This is a genomic window from Winogradskyella aurantia (genome assembly GCF_002266855.1).
In the GTDB taxonomy this organism is placed as follows: Bacteria; Bacteroidota; Bacteroidia; order Flavobacteriales; family Flavobacteriaceae; genus Winogradskyella; species Winogradskyella aurantia.
In genome coordinates, this window is record NZ_NGJN01000005.1 from 97,760 (window position 1) to 122,810 (window position 25,051).

Annotated in this window: 25 protein-coding genes; 1 reads left to right on the plus strand and 24 read right to left on the minus strand. The window is 36.1% G+C overall.

What is annotated here, in order from left to right; all coding sequences use genetic code 11:
• Window positions 1-86: 86 nt before the first annotated feature.
• The 17 genes from CA834_RS10150 to CA834_RS10225 form a co-directional block, all read right to left on the minus strand.
• On the minus strand, window positions 87-1,073 hold the full coding sequence (locus tag CA834_RS10150; protein ID WP_094968592.1) for a HupE/UreJ family protein: 987 nt from the start codon (window positions 1,071-1,073) through the stop codon (window positions 87-89).
• Window positions 1,070-1,894: a peptidyl-prolyl cis-trans isomerase gene (locus CA834_RS10155; RefSeq protein ID WP_240507575.1), complete on the minus strand. Its 825-nt coding sequence runs from the start codon at window positions 1,892-1,894 to the stop codon at window positions 1,070-1,072. The genes CA834_RS10150 and CA834_RS10155 overlap by 4 nt, the downstream gene beginning before the upstream one ends.
• A 41-nt stretch (window positions 1,895-1,935) precedes the next feature.
• A complete protein-coding gene (locus CA834_RS10160) occupies window positions 1,936-3,792 on the minus strand; it encodes a DUF3604 domain-containing protein (protein ID WP_094968594.1) in 1,857 nt (618 codons plus the stop codon).
• A gap of 261 nt (window positions 3,793-4,053) precedes the next feature.
• Window positions 4,054-5,232 (minus strand): serine hydrolase domain-containing protein, encoded by a 1,179-nt coding sequence (locus CA834_RS10165; protein ID WP_094968595.1) that lies wholly within the window; start codon window positions 5,230-5,232, stop codon window positions 4,054-4,056.
• A 73-nt stretch (window positions 5,233-5,305) separates the two neighbouring features.
• Complete coding sequence (locus CA834_RS14670) at window positions 5,306-5,482, minus strand: hypothetical protein (RefSeq protein WP_165764791.1); 177 nt, start codon at window positions 5,480-5,482, stop codon at window positions 5,306-5,308.
• 202 nt (window positions 5,483-5,684) lie between these two features.
• Window positions 5,685-6,413, minus strand: coding sequence for a hypothetical protein (locus CA834_RS10175; RefSeq protein WP_094968597.1), 729 nt, complete (start codon window positions 6,411-6,413; stop codon window positions 5,685-5,687).
• Complete coding sequence (locus CA834_RS10180) at window positions 6,413-6,910, minus strand: RNA polymerase sigma factor (RefSeq protein WP_206186867.1); 498 nt, start codon at window positions 6,908-6,910, stop codon at window positions 6,413-6,415. Before CA834_RS10180 ends, CA834_RS10175 begins: the two co-directional genes overlap by 1 nt.
• 17 nt (window positions 6,911-6,927) lie before the next feature.
• On the minus strand, window positions 6,928-7,215 hold the full coding sequence (locus tag CA834_RS10185; RefSeq protein WP_094968598.1) for a hypothetical protein: 288 nt from the start codon (window positions 7,213-7,215) through the stop codon (window positions 6,928-6,930).
• Window positions 7,216-7,430: 215 nt separating this feature from the next.
• Window positions 7,431-7,502, minus strand: a complete 72-nt coding sequence (locus CA834_RS14825; protein ID WP_394346596.1) for a hypothetical protein — start codon at window positions 7,500-7,502, stop codon at window positions 7,431-7,433.
• A complete protein-coding gene (locus CA834_RS10190) occupies window positions 7,486-8,241 on the minus strand; it encodes an agmatine deiminase family protein (protein WP_094968599.1) in 756 nt (251 codons plus the stop codon). The genes CA834_RS14825 and CA834_RS10190 overlap by 17 nt, the downstream gene beginning before the upstream one ends.
• 326 nt (window positions 8,242-8,567) lie before the next feature.
• Window positions 8,568-9,062 carry an SRPBCC family protein gene (locus CA834_RS10195; RefSeq protein ID WP_094968600.1) on the minus strand — a complete coding sequence of 165 codons (495 nt, stop codon included), beginning with the start codon at window positions 9,060-9,062 and terminating at the stop codon, window positions 8,568-8,570.
• Window positions 9,059-9,682: a hypothetical protein gene (locus CA834_RS10200; protein WP_133085485.1), complete on the minus strand. Its 624-nt coding sequence runs from the start codon at window positions 9,680-9,682 to the stop codon at window positions 9,059-9,061. Before CA834_RS10200 ends, CA834_RS10195 begins: the two co-directional genes overlap by 4 nt.
• A 265-nt stretch (window positions 9,683-9,947) precedes the next feature.
• Complete coding sequence (locus CA834_RS10205; protein ID WP_094968602.1) at window positions 9,948-11,489, minus strand: amidohydrolase family protein; 1,542 nt, start codon at window positions 11,487-11,489, stop codon at window positions 9,948-9,950.
• 133 nt (window positions 11,490-11,622) lie between these two features.
• Complete coding sequence (locus tag CA834_RS10210; protein ID WP_094968603.1) at window positions 11,623-12,393, minus strand: hypothetical protein; 771 nt, start codon at window positions 12,391-12,393, stop codon at window positions 11,623-11,625.
• Window positions 12,394-12,700: 307 nt separating this feature from the next.
• The gene (locus CA834_RS10215) at window positions 12,701-13,876 is read right to left on the minus strand and encodes a C45 family autoproteolytic acyltransferase/hydolase (protein ID WP_094968604.1); all 1,176 of its coding nucleotides are present in this window, start codon (window positions 13,874-13,876) and stop codon (window positions 12,701-12,703) included.
• 88 nt (window positions 13,877-13,964) lie between these two features.
• Window positions 13,965-14,474, minus strand: a complete 510-nt coding sequence (locus tag CA834_RS10220; RefSeq protein WP_094968605.1) for a nuclear transport factor 2 family protein — start codon at window positions 14,472-14,474, stop codon at window positions 13,965-13,967.
• Window positions 14,475-14,636: 162 nt separating this feature from the next.
• Window positions 14,637-15,188: a MarR family winged helix-turn-helix transcriptional regulator gene (locus tag CA834_RS10225; RefSeq protein ID WP_094968606.1), complete on the minus strand. Its 552-nt coding sequence runs from the start codon at window positions 15,186-15,188 to the stop codon at window positions 14,637-14,639.
• Between the two features lie 105 nt (window positions 15,189-15,293).
• Between CA834_RS10225 and CA834_RS10230 the strand changes: the two genes are divergently transcribed.
• The gene (locus CA834_RS10230) at window positions 15,294-15,707 is read left to right on the plus strand and encodes a hypothetical protein (RefSeq protein ID WP_094968607.1); all 414 of its coding nucleotides are present in this window, start codon (window positions 15,294-15,296) and stop codon (window positions 15,705-15,707) included.
• 160 nt (window positions 15,708-15,867) lie between these two features.
• On the opposite strand, the gene CA834_RS10235 is transcribed toward CA834_RS10230, so the two are convergent.
• From CA834_RS10235 to CA834_RS10265, 7 genes are all read right to left on the minus strand, one after another.
• Window positions 15,868-17,463: a S41 family peptidase gene (locus CA834_RS10235; protein WP_240507570.1), complete on the minus strand. Its 1,596-nt coding sequence runs from the start codon at window positions 17,461-17,463 to the stop codon at window positions 15,868-15,870.
• 157 nt (window positions 17,464-17,620) lie between these two features.
• Entirely contained in the window at window positions 17,621-19,114 is a 1,494-nt protein-coding gene (locus tag CA834_RS10240; protein ID WP_094968608.1) for a YfcC family protein, read from the minus strand.
• 181 nt (window positions 19,115-19,295) lie between these two features.
• Window positions 19,296-19,508 (minus strand): hypothetical protein, encoded by a 213-nt coding sequence (locus tag CA834_RS10245; protein ID WP_094968609.1) that lies wholly within the window; start codon window positions 19,506-19,508, stop codon window positions 19,296-19,298.
• A 30-nt stretch (window positions 19,509-19,538) separates the two neighbouring features.
• Entirely contained in the window at window positions 19,539-20,717 is a 1,179-nt protein-coding gene (locus CA834_RS10250; RefSeq protein WP_133085486.1) for a C45 family peptidase, read from the minus strand.
• Between the two features lie 212 nt (window positions 20,718-20,929).
• Window positions 20,930-22,825, minus strand: coding sequence for an alkyl sulfatase dimerization domain-containing protein (locus tag CA834_RS10255; protein WP_165764792.1), 1,896 nt, complete (start codon window positions 22,823-22,825; stop codon window positions 20,930-20,932).
• Between the two features lie 219 nt (window positions 22,826-23,044).
• Window positions 23,045-23,812, minus strand: a complete 768-nt coding sequence (locus CA834_RS10260; RefSeq protein WP_094968612.1) for a DUF6090 family protein — start codon at window positions 23,810-23,812, stop codon at window positions 23,045-23,047.
• Between the two features lie 482 nt (window positions 23,813-24,294).
• Window positions 24,295-24,891: a superoxide dismutase family protein gene (locus tag CA834_RS10265; protein ID WP_094968613.1), complete on the minus strand. Its 597-nt coding sequence runs from the start codon at window positions 24,889-24,891 to the stop codon at window positions 24,295-24,297.
• Window positions 24,892-25,051: the final 160 nt, after the last annotated feature.

The window sequence follows — 25,051 nt, forward strand, 5'->3', positions numbered from 1 at the left end:
AATAGAGGAATACCAATTTATAGAAATGGATAATTTCATTAATAGTTTGTTCTCGCATTTATATGATGTTGTAGCATGTTTTTATGCTAAAACCCAGCAATTCGATCGATTAACCAAAACGCAGCCAATGAGCCTATCGCATAGGGCATAAGTTTAGCCATTCTATGTTTTGTTCGAAGAATAGGACGAATCAATTGCATTACCATTAAAACCACCAAAACAAACAAGATTTGTCCTAGTTCAACTCCAATATTGAAGGTGGCCAAGGCGAGGTTTATAGCACTTTGCGGTAGGCCGATGTCTTGCAAGGCACCGGCAAATCCAAACCCATGTAATAAGCCAAAAACAAAAGCCACCATCCAGGGCATCTGGCTCGTCAAAGTGGATTGACCCTTCTGGACCTTTAATATTTCAACAGCCAGAAAAAGAATACTTAAGGCTATTACTGATTCCACTGGAGGCCCGGGCAAATTGGCAATTCCTAGAACTGAAAAACTCAAAGTAATACTATGTGCTACAGTAAATGCAGTTATGGTTTTCAATAATTTTTTAAACCCTTTAGTGATTAATACCAGCGCTAACACAAACAGTAAATGATCAAAACCAAGTAGGATATGTTCTATTCCTAAAATGATATAGGTTTTTGCAACGTTCCATTTGCTAGGTGTATCCGGAATAAGGATAGAATTATTGGTCGGCTGAAGTAGAAAACTATGGTGTTCGCCATTCAGCAAACGAATATCAACCAATACATCAGTTCCTGTAGTGTTGAGTTGATCGATGGTTAGACGAGAGTTAGGGATGCTCATTTCGCCTTTAAGCTGGAACGTATACAGTACAAAGGCCTCTAAAATTCGAGGGGGCGATATTTCTTTGAGCGAAAAGCTTTTTTCAAATTTAGGTTGAATATCCAAAACTTTATCAACCGTGCGGGGAACTTTCCACAATACAGCATAACTGTTGGGTGATTGTTCCTTAATCTGCAAGTAAGCTGGGCGTACTTCATGACCAAACAGGGAGTGACTCGCCACTTCAAACAGTAAGAATATAATGATTTTTGTAAAAAGCCTCATGGGTTAGTAAAGCTTTCTTTAATGCTGGTCGGCACCTTTTCGGAAGTGATCTTCACACCATATTTGTCCAGCAATTCCTGGTAAACCTCTTCCTGGGTTTCAAGCTCGGTTTGGAACTCATATTCTTTCAGTATATAGGGTTTGATATCTTCAAACGCTGCTGTTCTGGCACTTTCCTTCTCAGATATAAATATCACGTGCTGACCGAATCCTGAAGCTACAGGTCCTAACCATTGATTGAGTGGTAGGCTGTCAAGAGCCTCAGCAAAATCGCCTCCAAACGCTTTACTTATCTCTGTTAATGAACTGTTGTCCCATTGATTGGGAAGGGATAATTTTCGTTTCCTGTTTTTGGGAATTGCTTCTCCGCGGCTCAAAGCGCCCTTGCTGCTTTCTATTCTATCCGATAGATTTTGCTCATCTTTTAAAAACAGTACTTGTTGAAATGTATAGTTTGGGGGTAATTTAAAAAGATCCTGATTGGAATCGTAAAAGGCTTTGAGAGCCTCCTCCGAGGGAGCTTTAATCATCGAATTCAAATCGTTGGCCACAGCTTCCATCTTTTGAGCTAATCGCCTTTTCACAATGATATCATTGTGATCTAAATTCATGACTAAGGCTTCTTTGTAAAATACTTCCCGACGAATATATTGGTCTAGAAATGCCTTGATGTCATCCTCATTGGGTTCTCTTTGCCATTGATTTTTCCATAAGCTCAGTAGATAATCATATTCAGCATCATCAATAACGACGGCCGAATCAGGTGCCTCAGTATCATTTGTAAGATAGTAATACCCAAATATTAAGGCACCTAAGAGCATGAAATGCACTAAAGGCTCTTTTAAAAGCTTCTTCATAAACTTTATTTAGCAGGTTCAATCCAGATTGGAGAAGCCCAAGCTCGCTCCTGAATCACTCTTTTCGTGTCGTCTGGATAGTGGACATCAGGATTTCTAATTTCATCCCATAAACTATATCTTGCGGTTGGTAGCTGAATGACCCTAACATAGTAATATGCATTTTGATCGGGATTATATTCTGGGTCTTTCCATACAGCCATCAATTCCGGAGCACCTTTTTCTTTATTGAACTCGCCTGTTTTCATGTTCACGGGTGCATCGATTGGGATCACTGTTCCATCTGGTTTAAGCCGATTCTCTGATGCAGCGACATTATAGATGGTGTCTTTCATCTCCCCATTTTCAACCCATCCTTTTATGATTTGGATGCGGTCTAAATTCGGAGCTATCGGGTCTTTAATAGCCCAGACCAAAAACTCAGGAGTCTCGCTACCTCCGTAATTCTGTCCCATTGGTACCCCTTTGGCATAGCCATCTTTAACCATTTCTTCATAGGAATCATAAGATGATTGATAGCCATTTCCAGCAAAAAAACGCACTTTGATTCTTGGTCCTGAAGTGGCAAATGATTCGCGGTTGTGCATGCCGTCCCAGATGGCTTCCCTCGTATTGGAAGTCGCCCAGACGCCTGTTAACCCACCTGGATTCATGTCTCGATTGTACATTTCACCATCTTGTTCATTTCTAGATCGGTCCAATGCGGTTTCGTCTGCCATGCCATGATGACCCACATAATTGAATTCTTCAACGTTAGACATCACTCCGTTATGACTGTCGGTTCCCCCAACAAAGCCATATTTGAAGGGGTTGACTCCTAATTCTTCTTTGTATTTTACCCCTCGGGTCAATCCATAGCGCACAAAATTGTGTTTCTCAAAGATTCTTCCATTGTACTTTTGAAGCGAAACAGCATTTTCAAAATCTGCAAATTCATCATTCGGCCAGAAATCAGGAACTACTTCTGAGTTCCCTTTGGTTTGCATCATTTCAAGGTTCCTTTCAAAATGTTGACGTGTTTCCGCATAAGCTTTATCAATGGGTTTGTTGTTCATGGCTACTTCTGGAAACAACATTCCTTTACTTTCATTAGGGTTGTGAGGGTTGCAGAATACCTTCACCCCGTTTTTTTCCTGTGCTATCATCCAGTCCCAAAGTTCTTGAGGAGAAGGTCCTTCATTTGCTGAGAAGGGCATGTCAGGCAAATTAGTATCTCTAAAAAATACATTTCGGTGTAGGTTAGCAGTATTAGGAGCAGAACTCCATTCATAGGCGTGGATGGTAGTAAAGGTTCCAGGTTTGTAATTTTTTTCGGTGGCTTCTATATTTTTCTGCCATTGGGATTTTACGGCTTCATACCCTTGCCAAAAGTCTGGATGTGCGTTGCCGCCAGCCAAAGCATCCAGCACATATTTTTTATAAACCGTCAAGGCTGTTTTTAAATCTGGAGAATCTCGCATAGCTTTCGCTGCTTCACTGTTATGACCTGGAGCTTCTGGGTTTAAGAGGGAATAGGCTTCTCCTAAAAATTCGGCATGATCGGTTACTGCTGCCCAGTCTAATGCTCTGTGAATTTTATGAGGCTTCCCATTGACTCTTACTTCTTCGCCTTGTGCAAAACGGTAGGCATCATCTGGAGTAAGTCGAGTTCCTGCAATGAAGGCATCCATCGAGGCAGCGGTGTGCAAATGCTGTTCTCCAAAGTAGGCCTCTTTTAATTCGTTTTCCACGACGTTGTACACAGTTCCTTTATACATATATCCCTCTTCTTGTTCGGGATTTGTGGTTTCTTGTTTATTCGGTTTATTGTTACAAGAGGCAAGAATGAGTAACAAAAGGAAAAACTGTAAATATGCTTTCATTTTATATTGATTTAATGTGCTCTAGTCGGTTTGTGAATGATTTACTTCATCATTTAGGCGCTTGGAGCGTCTCCTGTCATTGCGCATTTGAAGATTAAATTTAGCAAATAAATTGCAGATACAAAATACCTGAGGACACTAGCGAAACGAACCTACCTGGTCAGGAGGAAGGTTCTTGCTAATTGTTTTCGAAAGCCTGACACGGGCTTAGCGAAGAATAGTCGACAACAAGTACTAATTTATATACTATAATATACTCAGTTATTTAGTCTTTAATATCGGAATCATTCTGTCCTGTAAAACTTTTCGAGTTAGCTTTTGAGGCTCGTCATTAATATTCCAACCATTAAAAACAACTATTAATTTGTATTCTGGTACTACCATCAAGTATTGTCCGCCATAACCAATTCCAGCAAAAATTTCGGTTGTTCCGTTGTTGTGTTGAAGAATCCACCATTGATATCCATATCCAGTTCTGCTTTTGTTATCAGGGTCGATGCTATTCACAATGGGACTTGTAGAAGCTGAAACCCAACGTTCAGATATAATTTGTTCTTCACCCCATTTCCCTTTATTAAGAAAAAGAGTTCCAATTTTAGCTAGGTCTTCTATTCGTAGAAATAAACCGCCCTCGGTGTCAATTTCTCCATCTGGTGTTTCCTTCCAATAGTACTCTTTAATTCCAAGGGGTTGAAACAATTTTTCTTCAGCCCATTTGTCAATCCGTTTTCCAGTGATATTTCTGGTGATTTTACCTAATAGAACACTTGCTCCACTATTGTACTCGAATCTGGTTCCTGGAATTGTATCTGTAGGTTTATTCAAAACATAGGTTATCCATGCATCACTTTTTTCTAATAAGTCACAGTCATTTTTTGGATCAGTATAGTCATCTTCGTTCCATTCCAAACCGCTTCTCATGGTCAATAGGTCTTCAATCGTAATCTCCTTTTTTCTAATGTCTTGAGAGTTGAATTCATAATCTTTGAAAAAGGGCATTGCTTTTGTTTCAACAGTATAATCATCATTCAAATCTAGGGCTATACCAAGGAGGATTGAAGAAACACTTTTGGTCACGGATTGTAGTGTGTGTAGTTCGGTTTGGTTGTAATATGGATGCCAATTGGGATGGTTATAATTATACTGATGATCAGTTGTATCATATTTTTGAGCAATTGATTCATAGTCTTGCTCATATTTAAAATCTGCCAATACCTCTTCATTTTGTATGACCATAAAACGGTCAATTAACCCGTAGTCTCCATTGATTATTTCTAAGTTAACAGAATCAATTTCAGCGGATAGAACATTTTTGGTAGTTGTATTTTGAGTGTCAGTAATAGCCCCTTTATTCTTGTTTTTAGTGTTACAACCAATTGCCACAACAATAAAGAAAAATGAAAATGTTAGTGGTTTAATTTTAGTTTTCAGTGTTCTCATAAAATTTTTGTTTAAATGGTCTAAAGGTTTTATATACGATTGTTTGCTGCTTTTACTTCAAAGGTCAATTCATTTATTTAAAAAGGTTAAAGAATAAAATATAGGCCAAAACACCAGAGCATACATATTTCCACAATATCTTAATTTTGGGATGTTCTACCTTATCGTGTAGAGGTCCATAAAAGACAAAATGGAAAGGAATTACAAAGGCTAAAATTTTAAGAAAAGTAAATACATATTTATTTTTCATTCTTATTCCTTTTTAAATATGGTTTGACAAGAGTAAATATATCGACTATTGCAATTAAAAGAACACCGTAACCAACATAATTCTTCCAGGTCCCAACATCCTCGGGCTTTATAAAAACGGTATTCAGTAATCCTATTATTATAAAAAGAAGCGTTCGTGCAATTGTCCAATTATTTTTTAGTGATTTCATTTCGATGCCCTTTTAATTATTTGTACCAAATATGAGCAACAAAAAAATAATCACCCCGATAATCAATATACTTCCAAGCGTGACCATGTTTTTTATCCTATTAGTTTTATATTTTTTAAGGGTTGATGCGTTAATGGTGTTTTCTTCAATTTCAACTAGACAACTTTCCAATTGCTTTATTTGGTAGTTGTTTTGTGTTATATGAGCAATAGCACTCACTCCATAACTTAAAATAACACCTATGGTCAATACTATAAAATCATCCAATTCAAAAACAGGGATTTGCCCGTACTTGAAGTGCAGATAAAAAAGAGAACCGCAAAGAAAAAATAAAGTACTTGATAAGGCACTTACAAATATGGATTTAATATAGTGCTTATTATAGAAGTCAATATAGGCTCTTAGTAAATCTTTGAGGTGTTCTTTTGTGACACTTATTTTTTCTACCATGTTGTAAATTTTTATCTGCCAAATAATTCCAAAGACGGTTATGAAACTAAAAAATGTACTAGTAATAATGGCAATTGATTGATTTTTTAAAAGAAAAATTAATACAAGAAATGAAATGAATAAAATACTTTTAAAAACGATATCGAAAAGTAAAGCCCTTTTGTACTGACCCACAATTTTTGAGGTAGATTTCATAAAATCGTAAATTTCAATTTCAGAAAGGCGCTCCACTTGAAAGGATTTTTCGTTTTTCCAAGCTAATTGATATTTGTTTAAATCTAAATTTTCCATCAGCTTATCTTTTTAATCATTTTTGTGAGCTTCTTTTTGCTCCTCACTAATTTTACGCTTACATTTTTTTTCGAGATTCCAATAATTTGAGCAATTTCACTATAAGTTTTTTCTTCAAGCCATAGCATAATTATCGCCTTTTCTATTTTGCTAAGTTTTGAAATGGCTTTATAAAGAATTTTAAGATCTTCGGAATAGTCAATATCTTCAGCAATTGAATACTCATCATATAGTTGTGTTTTGTGTTTCTCAAATAAGGCAGCCTTCTTGTTTAATGTAATTGCTGTGTTTAGAGCAACCCGATACATCCATGTTGAAAATTTTGATTCTTTTCGGAATGATGGATAAGACTTCCATAATTGTAAAATAATTTCTTGATATAGGTCTTCCTTATCTGCTTTGCTATTTGAATAGACAAAACAAATCTTATGCAAAATCCCTTGATGTTTTTGGATTTTTTCTATGAACTTTTTTTCTATTTCTCTTTGATTTGGCACGCAGGTAAATGGCAGAATTATGAATTTTGACTCATATAAATTGCAACGAAAATGACAAAGCCAATTAACAAAGAGCTTATCATTAGTTTTGTTTTTTTTACATCGATTTGCTCTATTCCTCTTTGAAATTTTTGCTCTAAACTAAAACCTGCAAAAAATAGTATTGGTAAGGCAGCCGAAATAGCAGCGGCTATACTATCAGACAAGGAAAAAACAACAAGATCGGCCACTATTGCCAGTAAAGCACCTAATAACCAGCCCGCTCCCTTAAAAATTTTCCATTGATTGTTATTTAAATTTTCCATTTGATATCCTGGTTTAAATTAACTGTTTATTCAGTTAGTATATCAAATTCCAAATTAACTACACTTTGATGAGCTTTTTTAAGTTGCACCAACAGTCTCTCAAATGAAATATAGGATCTTTCTGATCTACAAACTTGTCTGGCAAGATAGCTTGGCAAAAAACAAAAACTCGCAATAATCTTTATCCTTATCATGCCTTATGCCTATTGTTGGCTTCAGTTTAGCTTAGGCTCTTGCTGGGTGGCGCAATGAATACCACCACCAAATAAGTTAATTTCTTTTGACATTAAACATATAATAGCTCTGTCTGGGAAATATTTTTTTAGAATAATTTTCGACTTTTAAGCCTTCTGTGTCCACCAAAGGCACTCCTTCTAACCAAATCATTTGCTTTTTACCGTAGAGTCTTAGAATTTCCTTTTCAATCTCTTCGATTGTAAACCTACCTTCATTATGCTCTAGGGCATAGTCTTTTATCGACATTGCTGAATGATTGTTTACATCAATACCCCCACCATCGTATCTCACGGGACTATTTTCAATCTCATACCCAAAACGAACAGCTATGCTATCATCGACAGTTTTTCGAAGCGTTGAAGAACCGGTATAAACTTCAGTGGTATCGACCCCCAGCCAATTAGCCATTTTAAGGTCTGTACCATTGGATAGAAAAATAGGGCCGGGATCTCTCAAAAAATAGGTTGGCTCTGGATAGATGATGGTGGTAATTCGCGATGTGTCTACCGACATCTTCACTAAATCACTTAAAAAAGCCTCAGACAACGAATCAGAAGTAGTTAACAGTTTAACCGGTACATATTTGTGAAGTGCTTCTATCAGCTTCAAGCGCGCTGTGATTTGCACCACTGTATTTTCCGGGTCTGCCCACCGATCGTTCACGGACATCCAAACCGCTTGCTGGGGTTTCCATTCAGGAGGATAAACGAAAGGACTGCTCTCTTCTTTGGTTTCTGAGCATCCGCTTAAAAGGAGTAAAAAAGTTAATACTTGTAAAATCATCTTCATATTCTAAAAGTTAAAGGCAAGGTGTTTGTGTATGATTTACCTACGCTGATTGTTTTTTAGATATCGGCATTATTTTAAAATGCCTAAAAAAAATCTCCTAATTTTAATAGTTAACTTCGCCAGTTCGTCCTTTGTAGCCTCTCGTGTCGTCGACTTATTTAATAAACAATATAACAATTTTAACGCGAATAGACACGGGCGAATTTAACCTACCCGTCCGTTAGGCGGGCTGAGACCAGCAATTTTGGTAAGCCTGGCCTGAGCTTGTAGAGGGTGTAACGACCAGCGCCATTAATTATCGATAGGGTTGTGGTGAGTTTTTAAAATCAGCTATTAACCAAATCCTTTGTTTCGTCCTGACTTAATCCTTTAGCATGTAAGGTGATACCATGTTCCAAGTAGGCTTTTAGGTTTGTTAGCCAAAAAGTCCATCCCGTTATACAACCAACAAAAATATCCATCTTGCTGCTGTCATCGGTTGGAATATCTTTTTGTATGAGCTCAACTTCCGTGCCGTATTGTACTTCTTTAAGTGTAACAGCAACGATACCACCCGAACCAAAAGTAAATGATAGTATATCTTTTCCGTTGGCTTCTAAAACCTGACCTTCTTCTGTAAAATCCCAATTATTCCATTTCCATTGGAAATCATCATTCTTTTGAATTAGTTCATGAGGTTTCCTTACTCGGTTTTCGAAAATAAAATCAGCTTTTTCGAGAAACCATTTTTCAATTTGACTTTTGGTTGCCCAACAGTTATAAACTTCTTCAATAGGTTTGTTTATCCTGATTCTTTTCGTAAATGTTTCCCAGCTTTTCATGTCAAATCCTTTTTAATTTTTCGTTCGTATGGTCTGCCAAATGCTTCTGTGATTAAAATCCACTGAATAATTGTTGATCCAACTGCAATTTTTACGAGCCAATTAAAACCTGTCCCAAATCTAAAGAAAAGAAAGGCTACAATGGATAGTGCTAATGCTATAATCAGTGGTTGTAGGTTAATTTTGGTCCAACTGAAAGTAGGAATTTCATTTTTAATTTTTCTTTCCTGGTAAATTAGTACAATGGTCGCACCAAAGAATAAAATAAAAGGAATAACCAACCATCTAAAACCTACCGATATTCCCCACGTCCCAAATGAGACTTCAGTATCAGATTGAGTACTGCCATAGATTATAGCACCCGTTAGAAGGGAATGCCAAATCAATAAAAAAACGTGATACACTTGGCGAATTCTTCCCCGACCTTCAAAGTAAAATATTGATATTGCAAAAATTACGAGTAAGGGAAGTAGCCAAAACTCACCCTCAAAGCCTTTGCCACTTAAAGAAAAAATACTCCAACTCGAAATTTCTGGTTTATAGATAATGCGCATTGTTGATGTCCAAAAGAAAGTTGAGGTAAGGACTGTCCAAGTTAAAACTATTGCGCGAAGATTCATTTTTATATTTTTTATTATGATTTCTCTTAAATGACGGCCCGTGGTTTCGACTATGGCTTCGCTGCGGAATGTACGCGATTACCATAACGCCTACACAAGCCTGACGAAACTGCACGCACGGCAGGCGGGCTGGCGCCACCTAACCATAAATTTAATAAAACGGCTTGAAATTCTTATTAGTATACGAGCACAAAGTGCGAACTGGTATAAGCAATTTCAGCCATAATGAACTATAGCCGCTGTTGTTTGTAGTTCTTTATATATCCTACTTTGATAAATATTTTTCAATACTAATTTTTCTGCTTTCATTATTGGCGTTTTTAACCGACTCTAAAATTTCATCGAGTTGGCTCCTATCCAAATACTTTCCTCTGACCATTACTGCATGAATATCTCTAGTGTTTTCGATGTTTTCCAACGGATTACCATTTAATATTAAAAGGTCTGCTATCTTTCCTTCTTTAACAATCCCAGCATTGCTGCCAATCCATTCGGCAGCGTTTTTTGTTGCAGTATTTAGTACATATTTGTTATTAAGACCTATATCAGACAGGTGTTCTAATTCATCATGCAGCGAAAATCCAGGTACAATGCCAGGATTTCCTGCATCTGTCCCCGCGGTTAGGTTTACTCCATTTCGGGCAAATGCAAGGGTTATGATATTTACGGCTTCGATATAGGTATTCCAATAAATCTCAGCATTTTTTATACCTTCAGGGCCCGTGTTCCCAGTATCTTCATACCTATTGCTTCCTGGAAACCAACTTGGATTAAAAACAGAGCCTTCTAAAATACCAGGATTGACATATTCAAGCTCTATGGATTTCAGATATGCAGTTAAATCCAAATCCTGCTGTTTTGCTCTCGGGTATACATTTATAGTAGTGGAAATCGTAATGTTTTTATCTCTTATTCTTTGAGCTATACTGTCTGCATTTTCTCTAACAAAGGAGAGGTAGGCTTCCGTGTTGTCGTAATATATTTTAGAACGACCTCCAAACTCTCGTTCCATGGCCTTGGTAATTTCTTCCACATGTGCAACCTGCGATTGATTGGAACGAAACAAGTCTTCAAGGCTAACTGCCGGTGTCAAATGACCAACCATAGGAATACCATATTGTTTAGAGGCTTCGGAAACTGCAAAGTAATTGTCTCTATCAAGACTGTAGGCCTTCAATCCGTCATACCCCGTCTCCTTGAATTCGGCAACGGCTTTCTTGGTTTGATCGGGGTCATTGAACAAGGGGATTGGACCTAGGTAACCGTATACTTTACTTCTAAAATCTTCTGCACTATTCATCGGTCCGGCGGCAACGTAGAGTTGGGGCATCAATGCTCCATTTTTTGCTTCTTTTCGCCATTCAAGGAAGAGACCACGCCATGAACTCATAGTGGCTACATGGGTAACACCATTAGCTAAAAAAAGTAAGAGGTCGTTTTTGCTTCTGTAGGGATGTATATGAGTATCAATTAAACCTGGAATCAAATACTTTCCGTTACCATCAATAATGTGATAGTTATTCGGTATGTTTTTGTTCTCGCCGATGTATTCAATCTGTTCATTGTGTATTAGTACCGTGCGATTTGGAAGTATAGAATCCTGGTCAGCCGAAAGCACACCGATATTTTTTAGCGCTATCTTACCAAATTGAGTTTTAAACTGGGAATTCTCAACAATGGTAGTATTCTCACCAGAAAGTTGTTTTTCTTCAGAACGGACAAACCACCAGGCGAACGCGGTTAAAAGTAGCATTAATAGGGCCGCCATTCCGACAAACCATTTTAAAAAGGTCAATACTTTTTTCACATTCAAAATCTTTTAATGTATTCTTTAATAACGCACAATGGTCTGGCCGCACGCAGTGCAGTATAGTATTGTCGGCTAGCCGTTGTTCTGTGCTGTTTGTTTTTAGCCATTGTTAATTCCGGACTTTTTTACTTCAAATGGCATTTTCGTTAGTGAAAAATCGTATTATTTCTTCCTTTTTTAACAGCTCCTGAGTATAATTCACGACCTCATCTTTTGATATTTTGGTAGATTTTATTTGTAATGATCTTAAGGATTTATCTTTTTGCGGAGCGATCAAAATAGTTTTGCCGTATTTCAAATTAAATAACCGAGTGTTCACGATAGCATAACTCTCTCTTTCTGCAGTTATAAATGCCGAATAGTCTATTAAATTATTTTTTGTTTTGTAAAAACCTTGCCCTAAATAATCTGGGTGATTTCGTGAAATGATTATAGAAGATAAGTGATTGTAATTAACGATATCTAAAGTGTCGGTCAAAACTACGATATGAAAGAAAACGTCATTTTTTAGGGTATCTAAATAGTGTTCATTGATAGTACTCGCATTTTGAAAAAAGCTATTCATCAGTATTGTTTTTCCATTAACTTTATACTGACCTGACATGTTTCCAACGCCTTTAAATTTTCCATGCAAGTCGTATTTTGGTTCGGGAAAAACGCCTTCTTGAAACGGTCCAGAGGGTAAATCATCAATCCATTTCATATCATCATCAAACATCTGTTTATCCCAGGTAATTGAATCTTCTCTGTTTTTTAAGTATTTCTCCCGCTTGTCGTTTGTCCAATAATTTGCCTCGCTTATGGGATAGTTCTGGTTTTTTGTTGGAGAACAGCTTACCGATGCAATGAATATCAAGTAAACTGACAACTGAAAGCTAGTGTAGCAGAAATTTTTGTTCATCGTAATTAAATTAGTTTTGAGCTCAGGGTAATTGTTACTTTTTACTCAGTTTATAATAGTAAGACGATTTTGGCTATAATTTACTTCGTAAGTTCGCCTCTTATCGCCTCTGTTGTCATTGTGCGATCAAACACTAATTTAGTAAATAAATCAAAAATAAACACGATTACAGCAAATTGTGATGAGCAAATAATTCTAAGGGTACGAGCGCATCGAACCTGTTCGTCCGATAGGCGGGCTGGCATCAAAAAATTTTGTAACTAACCTTGCACTAGCAATTAATTTTATACGGTGTTGGTTATAGATATTAATTCATATCTGAAAAATTAAATCTTAGAAATTCCGATTCATCAGGTGGACCAACAGTTAATTTCATATAAGGGTTATCGGACATTTCCATTACAACCGAAGCAAAGGTAAAGCCATAGCCATTTTTATTATTTGCTCTACAGACGGGATTATTTTTATTGTCTTTGGACTTCAAAGTCTCAATGAGAGCTGATTCAGTTAATTCGCCCCTATTTGCTATTCTTTTTTCTACAGCTTTAAATCTGTATAAACTATTAAATGTTGATGGTTTTGAGTCTTCTGGTAAGCTAGGATTATACATGTCATACCAAGGCTTTACATCATCATTTACTAAAGGATGATTTGTATGGTAGACCGTTCCGTTTTTATTGGAAGGATTGTATTGGACTACCTTATTGGAAGAAGCTTCAAAATCAAAAACCTCTCCTTTAATACCTAAAATATAATTCTGACCAGACGCATGATTGACATCTTGAATAAATTTCAGGACTTCTTCTTTATTATTAGAATTGATAATTTTTCTGACCACAAAGGCAACTGGTAAACCCGAGGGTGATGCATTTAATTGCATTATGGTATTAACACAAACGCCGATACCTTCTTCATTAAGTCCATTTAAAGCAATTAGTCCAGGGTGAGTTAAGATTAATTGTTCTGGGCTATCATCAGCTCTACTTAAACGCATAAGTACCTGAAAACCGTCTATGTAATTCTCCAAATCCATGTTTTGGGATAAGTATCCTGGGTTTCCATTTCTTGATGGCACACCAATGCCACTGCAGTGATGATTATTTTGGTTATCGATATATACCCAAAACTCGTCAAGTAGATTCAGCACAAAAATATCATTTAAGTTTTGTCCAGATCCCTCAGCTATTCCTCTAATCTCTTCGTACAACTCAGGAGTCCATTGCTTTATAGATTGATCAAAATTCGCATAGTCAAAAAACTCCTTTAAAACAATATCAGCATTCTTATCTAATTGATTTTCTACATTCTTTTTCCATGCTTGAACTACTTGCCCTATTTCCTGTTTTAACGCTGTGCCATGTTTAAACCCAAGTTCATAACCTGAGCCATCAAAATGAACTACCTTAAGTTCTCTTATTATTGGTTCTTGCGAGCAACTCGTCAAGACCAATAATGCCATGAATAATTTTATTAATAATTTCATAAGTGATATTTAATTTGTACCAACGATTTGGTGTATGGTTTAGCGTCGCTAATTATTTTCCCCAGTTCGTTTTGGTTAGTATCATTTTTTAGCGTTCCCTTTCGTCCATTGTTACCTTGTCCCGAATTTGCCAATTACCGTTTTCTTTAGACATAATATAAGTGGTATTTATTCTTCTCGTTGGTGTAACAACGTTATTAATAATTTGCCCTTCCCTTTCATGGTACTCATGCAAGATGGCAACATCTGGTCGAATAAAAATAACTTCAGGCTCGTCTTGCCTTCCAACTTTTGATATCGAGTAACCCGGAGCATTGTGGAGATATTTTGTGAAATTAATAATAGTGTCTCTTCCATGAAAAACTCTTCCAAATGCCTGTAGCCATCGAGCGTCTTCGGCCCAAACAATTAAATTCAGACTGTCGTTGTCAACTCTCAGACTGTTTTTATAAGTGGTAATTACAGAAAGCGTGTCTTGTATAGTTGGAATTTTATTGTCTATTGTTTGCTCGGCACTTTTATGTTGATTGCAACTAATAAAAGTAAGTAAACAGGTAACGACAAAACCTGCCATAAAGAAATTCAATATATTTTTCATACACTTTTGATAAATGGTAACAGCTTTGGCTTTGTTTTAGCGAGCTGATTATTTTCCTTGGTTCGTTTTTGTAAACGTCATTTTTTTAAAGTGCCGTACAAAAATCTTCTATTTTCAATGAATGGCTTTGCCAGTTAGACACATTTAGCGCCTAGTTCTTCCTTAATTTATCAGTTTATCTAAAAGACCACTAACTTGAATTTTTTCATTCAGGTTTAGTGTCTTTGTTAATTTAATAAAAATAGAATCAATTCTTGGTTTAATTGATTCCAATTCCGCAATACCTTTTTTTGTTATTTTTATTCTCTTTGCCCTTTTGTCTTCCTTATCTGGAAATTCGTCTACCAGTTTATTTTTTAGAAGTCTCTTTATAATTTCTATTCCTGTTGGTGCTTCAAGATTGTGCAATTCCACTAGCTCCATTTTTCTAAAACTTTCTTGGTAATCTAAGTGTAATAAAAAGCTGTATTCATCAATAGAAGAGACATTGGATTTAGATAAAACATTTTTTGTCTGCTTTTTCAGTTCTTTATTTAGCAACATAATTTTAAAAGCAATCAATAATTCGTCGTGAGCTGAATGCTCTTTACTATGATTTAACGAGAACAATTTGTTGTTGAGCCAGATAGTGAAATCCTCTATTTTTTCAGAGTCGTTTGTAGTTTGAAATTCCTCGATTAGTTCGATTATTTCTTTAAGTAATGTAAGTTTCATTGAGGCAATATAGTATTATAATGAACAAAATTACAAAATATTATTATGTATTTGAAATAATATATTATATTTGCATCAAAAACATAATAAAATATATAATTAACAATGAAATTGAATAAAGTAGTTTTAGTAACAATGCTAGCATTGTCATTCTCTTGTAATCAAAAGAATAATCAAATAATGGAAAAAACGATGAAAAACCCAACGTACACCTTTATGTCAGTATCAACTGCAAAGCCAGGTAAACTTGACGATTTAGTTAGGATTGCAAAAGCTCCTACATTAAAAATGGACAAAAAATCTGATGGTCTTATAGCTTATCAGGTTAGTGTTGATGAGGGAAGAAATTCAGTTGTTGTATGGGCAACTTATGATAAAAAAGAAACCCTTTATAATTTCCTTGAAACAAAAGAAGGGAAGGAAGACCACGGCGAAAACGAGGATATGGAAAGTATTATAGAAACTTTCGTAATGTATGACCTTGAACCTGTCAGTGGAAGACTTCTCTCTAAGGAATAATTTTTTTCAGGACGTATCAATATACAACACAATAGTAAAGTATAAGTCCAGTGCAGGATTACCGATAGATGCACTATCGGCCACCTCAAAGATTTTTAGGAACCAAAACGGTTAATTTTAGTCGTTCAGCCTGCATTGTGCTATATAAAGTTGGCAATCTTTATTTTTCATTCGTTTCAATCAATTGCAATGTGAATGCCATTTGAGTATCTCTATGAGCTAAAAAATCCTGATACGTTTGAGAAACTTCCAGATCGGGAATAATTCCCCTGTCGTAAGATTGATTGTCTTTTTCGGGAACATCTTGTTCTATATTGTCAATGGAAAAGTCCGTGATGATTTTTGATTTAGGTAAAACGTAACCAAACGAAATATGTCCATTATGTCCATAGTAACCACCCATGGTTTCTTCTCCAATTACCGTTGTGTTTTTATTTCCGGCAACCATGGCTGCAAATAAACTTCCTGCTGAGGCTACTGCAGGGCTTATCAGAAGATAAATGTTTCCTGTAAAGGCATTTTCATTGGGTTCTCTTATTTTCATTTCGTTCTCTTCATCACTGATATAGTATTTGCCGTCTTTTTCTTTGGGAAATCTATTTTGAAAATCTCGATTGAATTTACCAACGCCCAAAGGCCTAAGGAATTTAGGCACTGAACTATCAAAGTGTTTTAAAAGAGGAATTTTATTGAAACTGATCCACACTTGTTTACTTTCTTGAAATTTCCTTTGGGTGAGATACGAATAAGTAACCACATCATTAGGGTCGGTTCCACCGCCACATTGGCGAACATCCACGACTAGATTTTTTAACTTTTGAGCTTTTATATCTGCAAAAGTACTGTCAAGGAAAGCAAGATAGTTTTTGTGTTCTTGAGTGGTTTCACTTCCCATAGCAAAAGTGTTAATGGTTAAAACACCCGTTGAAGCATCTATTTGCTTGTATCTATATTTTTGATTTTCATTTAAGTCCTTATAATAATCGTGGTCGTAGGGTTTTGAATACCTGCTGTGGAAATGTTGGTAGTACGCTTTATAACTCACGCTTTGCAATGACTTAGTTTCAGTTTCGTTAGAACTCGCTCTTTTAAATACCACATTAAAATTCTGTTGCTGTCCGTAATGAAACCTGAAATACTTAGCGAAATGGGTTCTTATGCCTATTCTTTTTCCCGTGATATTTCGTCCGTCGGTGGTGTAGTATTTATACAGATTTTCAATGACTTCTGAGATTGGAATACCGTTTATCGAGATGATTTCGGTACCAAGCGGAACTTCACCATTTTCATAATTGATTAGCCATTTTCCATCTATCCATTTGATAGGATAGGGGAAATAGCCTTCATTTTCTTCTCGTAATCGCTTCGCATATTTTTTAGGTAAACTGGTGTTATTATGAAGGCTTCCTTCATAGTCCGTTAGTTGGCAAATGATGTTGTAAAAGTCTAGATAAGTGGATGATTTTTCAATTTGTTGGTCAGCCCAATGGTAAGTACTGTCTATTTGTTCTTTTGTGCGGTATTTATAAAGGCCTGAGTTCGCCTGAATTCTTATTTCCTTAAAAATTTTAAAGTCCTTCTTCATTTTCTTTTGAGAAAATGGGTCATCAATGGATTGTGCGAAACCCCCAATTGTTAAGATTGAAAAAAGAAAAGTAAATATTGTTTTTATCATTCTATTGGATTCGTTCTCATGGTTACCAACGTATATGTATACGGTTTGCTCCGCCAGTTTGTCGCTTTGAGCATTCCTCATATTCCGTGGTTTAGCATCTAAATTAGCAAATAATTCAAAAAACAGAAATGAGTGTAGCAAATTGGCGTGGTATTATTCGTAAGCCTATCCTGTGTTTGTCGAAGAGTCGGCAATAATCGTCGCCATCAGTTATATACGGTGTGGAGTCTCTTTTATTTTAGTACACAGAAATTGTTAGGAATATCATTACTGTTATCAATAAAATTAAAAGAAGAGGCATTATAAATTTTAACCATTTATTGAAGCCAATTTTTACTATAGCCAATGCAGCTAATATTAAACTAGTAGGGTTGATAAGATAAAACAAGCCCATGCCAAATTGATAGGTGTTAACGATACTTTCTCGCCCTATATTTACGGTGTCAGCTAATGGCGACATTATTGGCATTGTCAATACTGCCATTCCTGAAGATGACGGCATGAAAAAGGATAACCCACCGTAAATAAAAAGCATAAAGTTTGTAAAAACACCTTTGTTCATACCTTCAGTTATCGTACTTGCATGATATAAAATGGTATCGCTAATAAGCCCATCTTCCATTAAGATTGTAATACCTCTAGCAATACCAACTATAAATGCTACACTAAGTAATGAGGCAGCACCCTTCGCGAACTCTTCTACAAAAACACTTTCTCTAATTTTAGCAATAAAGCCTATAACAATAGCACCGACAAGAAATGTAGCTGTCATTTCTACAAACCACCAATCTAAAAATGAGACACCAACAATCATAACCACAAAACATAATGAAAACACAACGATAATAAGCCTCAGCCTATGCGTAAATTTCGTGGTTGTATTCATGGTTTTTAAACCAAAAAGTTCTTCTAACTCTTGCTTTTGATCATAGACAAGAGATTTTGATGGATCGGCTTTAACGCGTTTTGCATAGCGAAGAATATAAACAATAGTAATAAGCAGACAAATGAATAACATGATCAATCGATTTTCGAGTCCTGTTGTCCAATTTATTCCAGCTGCATCGGAAGCAATAATCGTGGAAAACGGGTTTATAGTAGAACACATTGACCCAATGCCTGAACCAAGAAAAATACAAGCAAGGCCTACCATTGCATCGTATTTAGCAGCTAGGAATACAGGAATTAAAATAGGGTAGAATGCCATGGTTTCTTCAGCGAGACCAAAGGTTGTGCCTCCAGCAGCAATAAGCGTAGTAACCAAAATAATTAGAATATACTCTCTACCTTTGAGTATTTTCGACATCCAGGAAATGCCAGCATCAAAAGCACCTGTGAGATTCATTATGCCTATTAAGCCTCCAATAATTAGAATTAAAAAAATAATATCGGAAGCGGCGATTATTCCTTTTATAGGCGATTTTACCAATTCAGCAAGGCCTTGAGGTCTTGGTGCCAGTTCTTTATAAGTATTTGGAATGGCAATAGGTTTATAAATATCACCATCTAAAAATTTTTTAATAGGGATTATTATATCGAGCTTATCTAAAGTCTCTTGTGTTGCTGGTAATTCTATGCTTTTTTCTAAACTACTTTTTAAAAATGTATCACTTGCAGTATTGTATACTAGTGTATCATATTTTCCTGCTGGAATTAACCAAGTTAAGACCGTGACAATTATGGCAATGACTATTAAAATGGTTTGGGCAGTTGGAAATTTCAGTTTTCTCATTTATAATTTTATTAGTTATGCTAAGGTATTCCAAATGTACCACAAGGTCTACCGCTGTGGCAAGTGCGGAATATCGAAGTAGGCCACTTGGCCATTTACCATATACTTAATTATTTTTAATATAGTTATATTTAAGCAGTCAGCCACCAATTGATACAGCCGATGTTGTGCAGCTTTTTCACTACTCTTTGATTAGTTCCTCATAGTTTGGGTGCAGGTTTTTATATAAAAATGCTAATTCTAATTCTTTATCATTAACCAAATCTGTCCTACCATGGGAGCCACCGCCCGCTTCATTGAGATAGACCTCATCGTAGCCTAAGTCCTTCAGAAGTTGATGGAATTTTCGTAAGTCAGCGGTGAACAAGCAATTAATTCTAGCCGTTGTTGGCACCGCTTTTTATCTATTTAAAAGTCAAAAAATTTATTTATTGTCTAAATCATCTCTCCAAGCTGAGAAAGACCAATACCAATCTTCTATATAGCGTAACTTTTTTCTGTTGGATTTGGAATCTTCCACAAATTCAATACGAATACTGGTATTTGGCAGATAAAAGGTGTTTTCTGTTTGTGGGTATAGCATTTCTGAACCGAATGGAGAGGAAAATTGTAGTCCATTTTCGTGCAGACTTATTTTTATTTCACCCACCATCATATTGGTATAAGTACCCAGGTATTTATTCAATTTGTTTGGTTCCAGTTCAACAGGTGTGGATTCTTTCCTTTCTTTTCTTTCGTTTGCTTCTTTCAATGATTTTAGATTGCTAAACGTGTATGACTTTCGTCCCTTAGCAAGTAATTCATTGATATTTGTATTGATTATAATGTTTGGGTCGTGGATAGAAAAAAACCAAATTTCTCCTGTAGTCAGGTTTTGAATGTTTGAGTACATTGTTACGATGCCGTTATTGTTTTGAGCTGTTTCCTGGCAAATTGACAACATTGTAGATAAGCTTGCACCAAGTTTGGTTAACTTTTCGGTTGCTACTGGATATCTCCAACAAGAAGAGCTGTCTTCGTTCCCGCAAATGTCGAAGTTTGTCGAAACCAGTGGCTGACCTTTTTCTACCATTTGAGTACCAGAAGCACTTATTATAGCAAACTGTCCATTTCTATCTGCAACGTGCATTTGTGCACTTAAAAAACCTTTTTGAAACCAATAATTGTCAAAGAAATCTATCACTTCCTTAACGGAACTCATATTACCAAGTATATGTGGTAAAATGGCATCATCACCTTCTGTAAATTTTTTTTTGCTTTCCAAGTCGAATCCCTCTATGTAAGCAATGGCATTAAAATCAAATGTAAGTCCAACTTCATTCATTCCTCCTTGAATGTTTCCACCCTCTCCATTTGCAGGAGAAAAATAAGAAAGTGTATAGTAGCCATATTTAGTGTCATTCGTTTTTGGAAAGACATTAATAAAATTTGCAATTCCCTCTGGGCCATCTTCATTATTCGCATTCCACACCTGACCATTGCAATCTACTCCACTAAATATTGTGCAGGCATAAGACGGAATAAACACGAAAAAAGATGTAATTAGAATATAAAGACCAAAGATTTTTCTCCTTAAAATTTTTCGTTTAATCGATTTGTTCATCTGGGTTCGTTTTAAATTGGCGCCAACGGTTTTGGCTATGGTTTCGTTACTGAATGGTACGGGAGTATCATTCCGCCCTACCCATAAAAATAGCAAAAAGGCTTGAAATTCCGATTAGGGCACGAGCACAAAGTGCGAACTGTGCGATAGCAAATTTTCAGAAATGGCCGGTAACGGGGCCATTAAGTATAGCTATTGTTGGGAAACGTTTTTTATCTAGATGACAAATTAATGTCTGCCTTAGAAAAATCAAAGTAACTTGCGAATACATCTAAATTCCTCAAATCTCCTTTAGCAGTTCCATTGCCATTTTTAATTGCGTCTTTTACTCTTCCTTTTCCTAAAACAAAGTCATAAACAACATTACTAGGAATATCCAATATTAAATCAGCGTTTTCAGGGACATACTCATAAAATGCAGCAATACCATTTCGCACATGGAAACCATATGTCTCATTACGGTCTGTAATGTTAAATCCTATTTTAAAATCTGCATCGGTTGCTTTAGTTGCATCTATTTTCACTCTTAGGTTTTCTAATATCGTGCCTATACTAAATTGTTGTATGATAACGGGATTCGCAAAATCAAATGCTCCAGATTTATCTAATGTTCCGTCTAATTCTTTAGCTCCAGACAAAGCAAAATTTCTGTAATAAATATTAGACTGTTCATAACCCCATAATTGCATTGCTTTCGCCTTTGCATTTCTAGCATCTTTATTATCAGGATTAGCTCTTACAGCATGAGTTAATATTTCCATTGCCCAACCATAATCCTTCGCATCTATAGCTTCATTGGCAATTTTCAGCACATTATCAACACCTCCCATCGCAGAAACATAGAGTTTCGCCTTTCTATGAAAATTAGGTGTTGCTAATTCGGTGGCATCGCCAGAATACCAACCGAGATAACCATTATATACGTTTCTTACTGAATGTTCTACACTTCCATAAAACTCCTGTAACCAAGGGTCTTTTTTTAATTGCTCTGGCAATGAAATAAGACTAACTAATTCTTCTCTAGTAGCACCTTGATTCATATGGTATATAGATTGGTCGTGGGTATATTGAATGGCATCTCTATAGTTTTGAATGCGCTCAACTATAAAATCTGTACCAACCCAACACCGCATATGTGAGTGACTAAAACTATTACTATTTTTAGCAAACTCTAGAAGGTTGTCTACGCCTTTATACCATTTTACGAGGTCACGATATTTAGTGCCTCTAAGTGTATATAAGTTAGGAAAGGACTCACCTTGTGTAGTTTCTGAACCATGTACGTGCTTCAAATCTGGAAAGAATACATCAATTTCATCCTCCGCATCTCCATAAGCTTCAAACATGACAATTTTAACACCCGCAACTTTTGTTTCTAGTTGTCCTTTTACAATATCTGTTGGTTTATAAAAAGATATTTTTCCACCTGCGAAGGTAGGTCCTAGGCCTGCATGAACTAAGCCTTCCTTATTTTGACCCAAATAAGTTGCACCACCATAAGCGGTTCTTTCAGTTAAAATACCACCAACCACACTAGCGTCATTCGCTAAGTAATCCATAAATTGATAATGAGCAAAAATTTTCACTTCACCATTGTCAACTTGTTCTTGTGTTACTCCCATTCCTGCTGCACCAAAAGAATGGTCCGGATGTCTATGAGAGTATATGACAGCTTTTACTGGCAACTCTATGCTTGTAGATTTTCTAAAATCTGACATTATTCTTGCAGATGCTTCGTCACTTTCTCCTGGGTCTACAACTATTAGGCCATCTTCTCCAACAACAATCAAAGTAGAAGTTAGTTGCCAGCCAGCCATAAGAAATACTTTATCTTTCACTGGTTCATATATGGTTTTTGCCATTTGTTGAGCAAAAGACGTCATTCTAGGATTTATTGTTTCACTTTTTTCAGTAATTGCAAGATTGTCAAATTGTTCCCTGATTGGTGCTAAATTTTTAACGACTTCTGGGTCTGCATACGGCTCTATCTCCAAAGGTATATTTTGGTCTATCTCCTCATGTTCTAATATGGTATTATCAAATGAATTGCGAGAATTTTCGTTTTGAGCACATCCAATTAAAAGAATTGGAATTAAGAATTTTAGCATTTCTTTCATTTTATTTGTTTTAATGTTTGCCAACAGTTTTGGCTATGGTTTCGTTACTGAATGGTACGCGGCTATGATTCCGCCCTAAACTTAAAAATAGCAAAAAGGCTTGAAACTCCTATTAGGACACGAGCACAAAGTGCGAACTATGCTTAGCAAATTTTCAGAAATAGCCGAGAACGGAGCCATTACTTATAGCTATTGTCGTTATTTTGTTATTTAATAATTTTTCAATTCTGTTTTGATTAGATTTCTCAAGTCATAGTTTTCCTCAATTACTGTTTCGACCCTAGTATAGAAATCGCTCCACTTCACATTGATTTCAAATAACATTTGTTGAAATTTCTTCGTTTTTGCTAATTCAAGAAACTTATTCTTATCAATAAGATTTTTTCCATTTATTTCATTAAAAGTATAGCCCTTAAAAGTTCTTTTCTTCAATTCAAACCAATTCTGTGTATTGTAAAGTTCTTGTTCGGCAAGATAAGGTTTTAGCCTATCGTTGATTAAAGGTGCAAGCTCTATCCAATAGACATTCTCCATATCATTAATACTTCTAATGTAAGAAATTAATGCCTCTTTTATTTTTGTATTATTTATCGTGTAAAGATTTTCTTTAAAATCCGAATCAATCAGTTGCTTGAAGTATAAACTTCTCCTTATAAGAGCAGGTTCTGAAATTGAATCAACAATTTTGTTTTTGAGTCCGAATTTATATAAGTCTAAATGTAATTTGTCAATCTGTTTATATTGATTTTGATAATAATTGAATTGTACTGAATCGATAGCTAAATTTTCAAAAATATTGTTCAATACAACCTTTTCTAATCGTTTATTTTTTCGATTTTCATTCCAGTTATTTATTCCCAAGGCAATCAAAATTCCAATAACCACAAGAATGATTTCTCCAATAGCATATTTTAAATACTTTCCAGTATTGTTTTTTTCCATAAGGTCGTAACGGATTTTTCGAAAGAATTTTATCATATTTCTAGCTTTAAATAGCCAACACGGCAAGCTGGCCCTATCACTAAAACAGTCCACTGGACTGTTTCTATACGTTCAATCCTGTATCCTCATCCAAGCTCTTCAAGACTTCGGGTTTTTCATTTGAAAAACTACATTCGGATAGTGTCTAAAAAACTTGATCATGGTCTAATTTAAGTATTTATTAAGTCCGCAGGCGGCTAAATCGCCCAAATGTCCACAGGACATTTGATTTACTATGTAAATATTGGCTCGATAATATCATTGGTTAGTGATTTCTGTTAATGAAGCACAACATGTTATGTCAACACTAAATTAAGCATTTAACCATTAATATTTCGGGATAACAATACATTTCAATGTTGTTACCCAGAGCTTAAAATAAATAATAAATCCTAAGCATCCAATATATAGACTTCCTTATTTTAGGGCATAAAAAAACCACCTGAATAAGGTGGTTTCGTTTTTCCAAATCATAACAATTATTCTATAATGCCCGCACAGCTTACCCGTGCACCAGCTGCACCAGATGGTTGAGAGGTAAAGTCATCTGCACCTTGGTGCACAATAATAGCCTTACCCATAATATCTTTTGTGTCGTCACCACAACCCATGCACCATTCCGCAGTGTTCATGGAAATGCTGCCTACGCCGTCTGAGCCAACCTCAAAATTGCCTATATCACCTTTGTGGTAGCCTTCTGCATCACCCCATTTGCCGTGTGGTTGTGCCGTGGGGTTCCAATGGCCGCCGGCAGACTTGCCATCAGGTGAGCTGCAATCTGCTGTTTGATGAATGTGGATTGCATGGGTACCTTCCGTAAGACCCGTCATATTGGCTACCATATAGACCTCGTCTCCTTTTTGGTTAAAAGTTACGGTGCCAGACACATTACTATCGCTTTTAGGCAATAAGTCTATGGTGAGGGTTTTAGATTCAATGGCTGGAGGTGTCGGAGGTTCCGGTGGTGTTGGTGTCTCCACTGCTTCGCCTTCCATGTCTGTCTTTTTATCGTTGTTTTTGCACGCCGTGGTCGCCACCAGCGCTATACCTAGTATCAATAGTTGTAAGTGCTTCATAATAAATAAGATTGTTTTTGGTTTGTAGTAAAGTTAAGCATATGCTAGCGCAACTGCAAGTGCCTTAGTTTTTCTTTAACCCTAACAGGGTCTTTACAACGCAAATGGTGCCTAATGCAGCCTTATTTAAGTATTGTGGTATTAATAAATGGGCCATATG

Coding starts and splice junctions, on each gene's coding strand:
- CA834_RS10150 (WP_094968592.1), bottom strand. CDS start 1,073: ATGAGGCTTTTTACAAAAATCATTATATTCTTACTGTTTGAAGTGGCG.
- CA834_RS10155 (WP_240507575.1), bottom strand. CDS start 1,894: ATGCTCTTAGGTGCCTTAATATTTGGGTATTACTATCTTACAAATGAT.
- CA834_RS10160 (WP_094968594.1), bottom strand. CDS start 3,792: ATGAAAGCATATTTACAGTTTTTCCTTTTGTTACTCATTCTTGCCTCT.
- CA834_RS10165 (WP_094968595.1), bottom strand. CDS start 5,232: ATGAGAACACTGAAAACTAAAATTAAACCACTAACATTTTCATTTTTC.
- CA834_RS14670 (WP_165764791.1), bottom strand. CDS start 5,482: ATGAAAAATAAATATGTATTTACTTTTCTTAAAATTTTAGCCTTTGTA.
- CA834_RS10175 (WP_094968597.1), bottom strand. CDS start 6,413: ATGGAAAATTTAGATTTAAACAAATATCAATTAGCTTGGAAAAACGAA.
- CA834_RS10185 (WP_094968598.1), bottom strand. CDS start 7,215: ATGGAAAATTTAAATAACAATCAATGGAAAATTTTTAAGGGAGCGGGC.
- CA834_RS10190 (WP_094968599.1), bottom strand. CDS start 8,241: ATGAAGATGATTTTACAAGTATTAACTTTTTTACTCCTTTTAAGCGGA.
- CA834_RS10195 (WP_094968600.1), bottom strand. CDS start 9,062: ATGAAAAGCTGGGAAACATTTACGAAAAGAATCAGGATAAACAAACCT.
- CA834_RS10200 (WP_133085485.1), bottom strand. CDS start 9,682: ATGAATCTTCGCGCAATAGTTTTAACTTGGACAGTCCTTACCTCAACT.
- CA834_RS10210 (WP_094968603.1), bottom strand. CDS start 12,393: ATGAACAAAAATTTCTGCTACACTAGCTTTCAGTTGTCAGTTTACTTG.
- CA834_RS10215 (WP_094968604.1), bottom strand. CDS start 13,876: ATGAAATTATTAATAAAATTATTCATGGCATTATTGGTCTTGACGAGT.
- CA834_RS10220 (WP_094968605.1), bottom strand. CDS start 14,474: ATGAAAAATATATTGAATTTCTTTATGGCAGGTTTTGTCGTTACCTGT.
- CA834_RS10225 (WP_094968606.1), bottom strand. CDS start 15,188: ATGAAACTTACATTACTTAAAGAAATAATCGAACTAATCGAGGAATTT.
- CA834_RS10230 (WP_094968607.1), top strand. CDS start 15,294: ATGAAATTGAATAAAGTAGTTTTAGTAACAATGCTAGCATTGTCATTC.
- CA834_RS10235 (WP_240507570.1), bottom strand. CDS start 17,463: ATGAGGAATGCTCAAAGCGACAAACTGGCGGAGCAAACCGTATACATA.
- CA834_RS10240 (WP_094968608.1), bottom strand. CDS start 19,114: ATGAGAAAACTGAAATTTCCAACTGCCCAAACCATTTTAATAGTCATT.
- CA834_RS10250 (WP_133085486.1), bottom strand. CDS start 20,717: ATGAACAAATCGATTAAACGAAAAATTTTAAGGAGAAAAATCTTTGGT.
- CA834_RS10255 (WP_165764792.1), bottom strand. CDS start 22,825: ATGCTAAAATTCTTAATTCCAATTCTTTTAATTGGATGTGCTCAAAAC.
- CA834_RS10260 (WP_094968612.1), bottom strand. CDS start 23,812: ATGATAAAATTCTTTCGAAAAATCCGTTACGACCTTATGGAAAAAAAC.
- CA834_RS10265 (WP_094968613.1), bottom strand. CDS start 24,891: ATGAAGCACTTACAACTATTGATACTAGGTATAGCGCTGGTGGCGACC.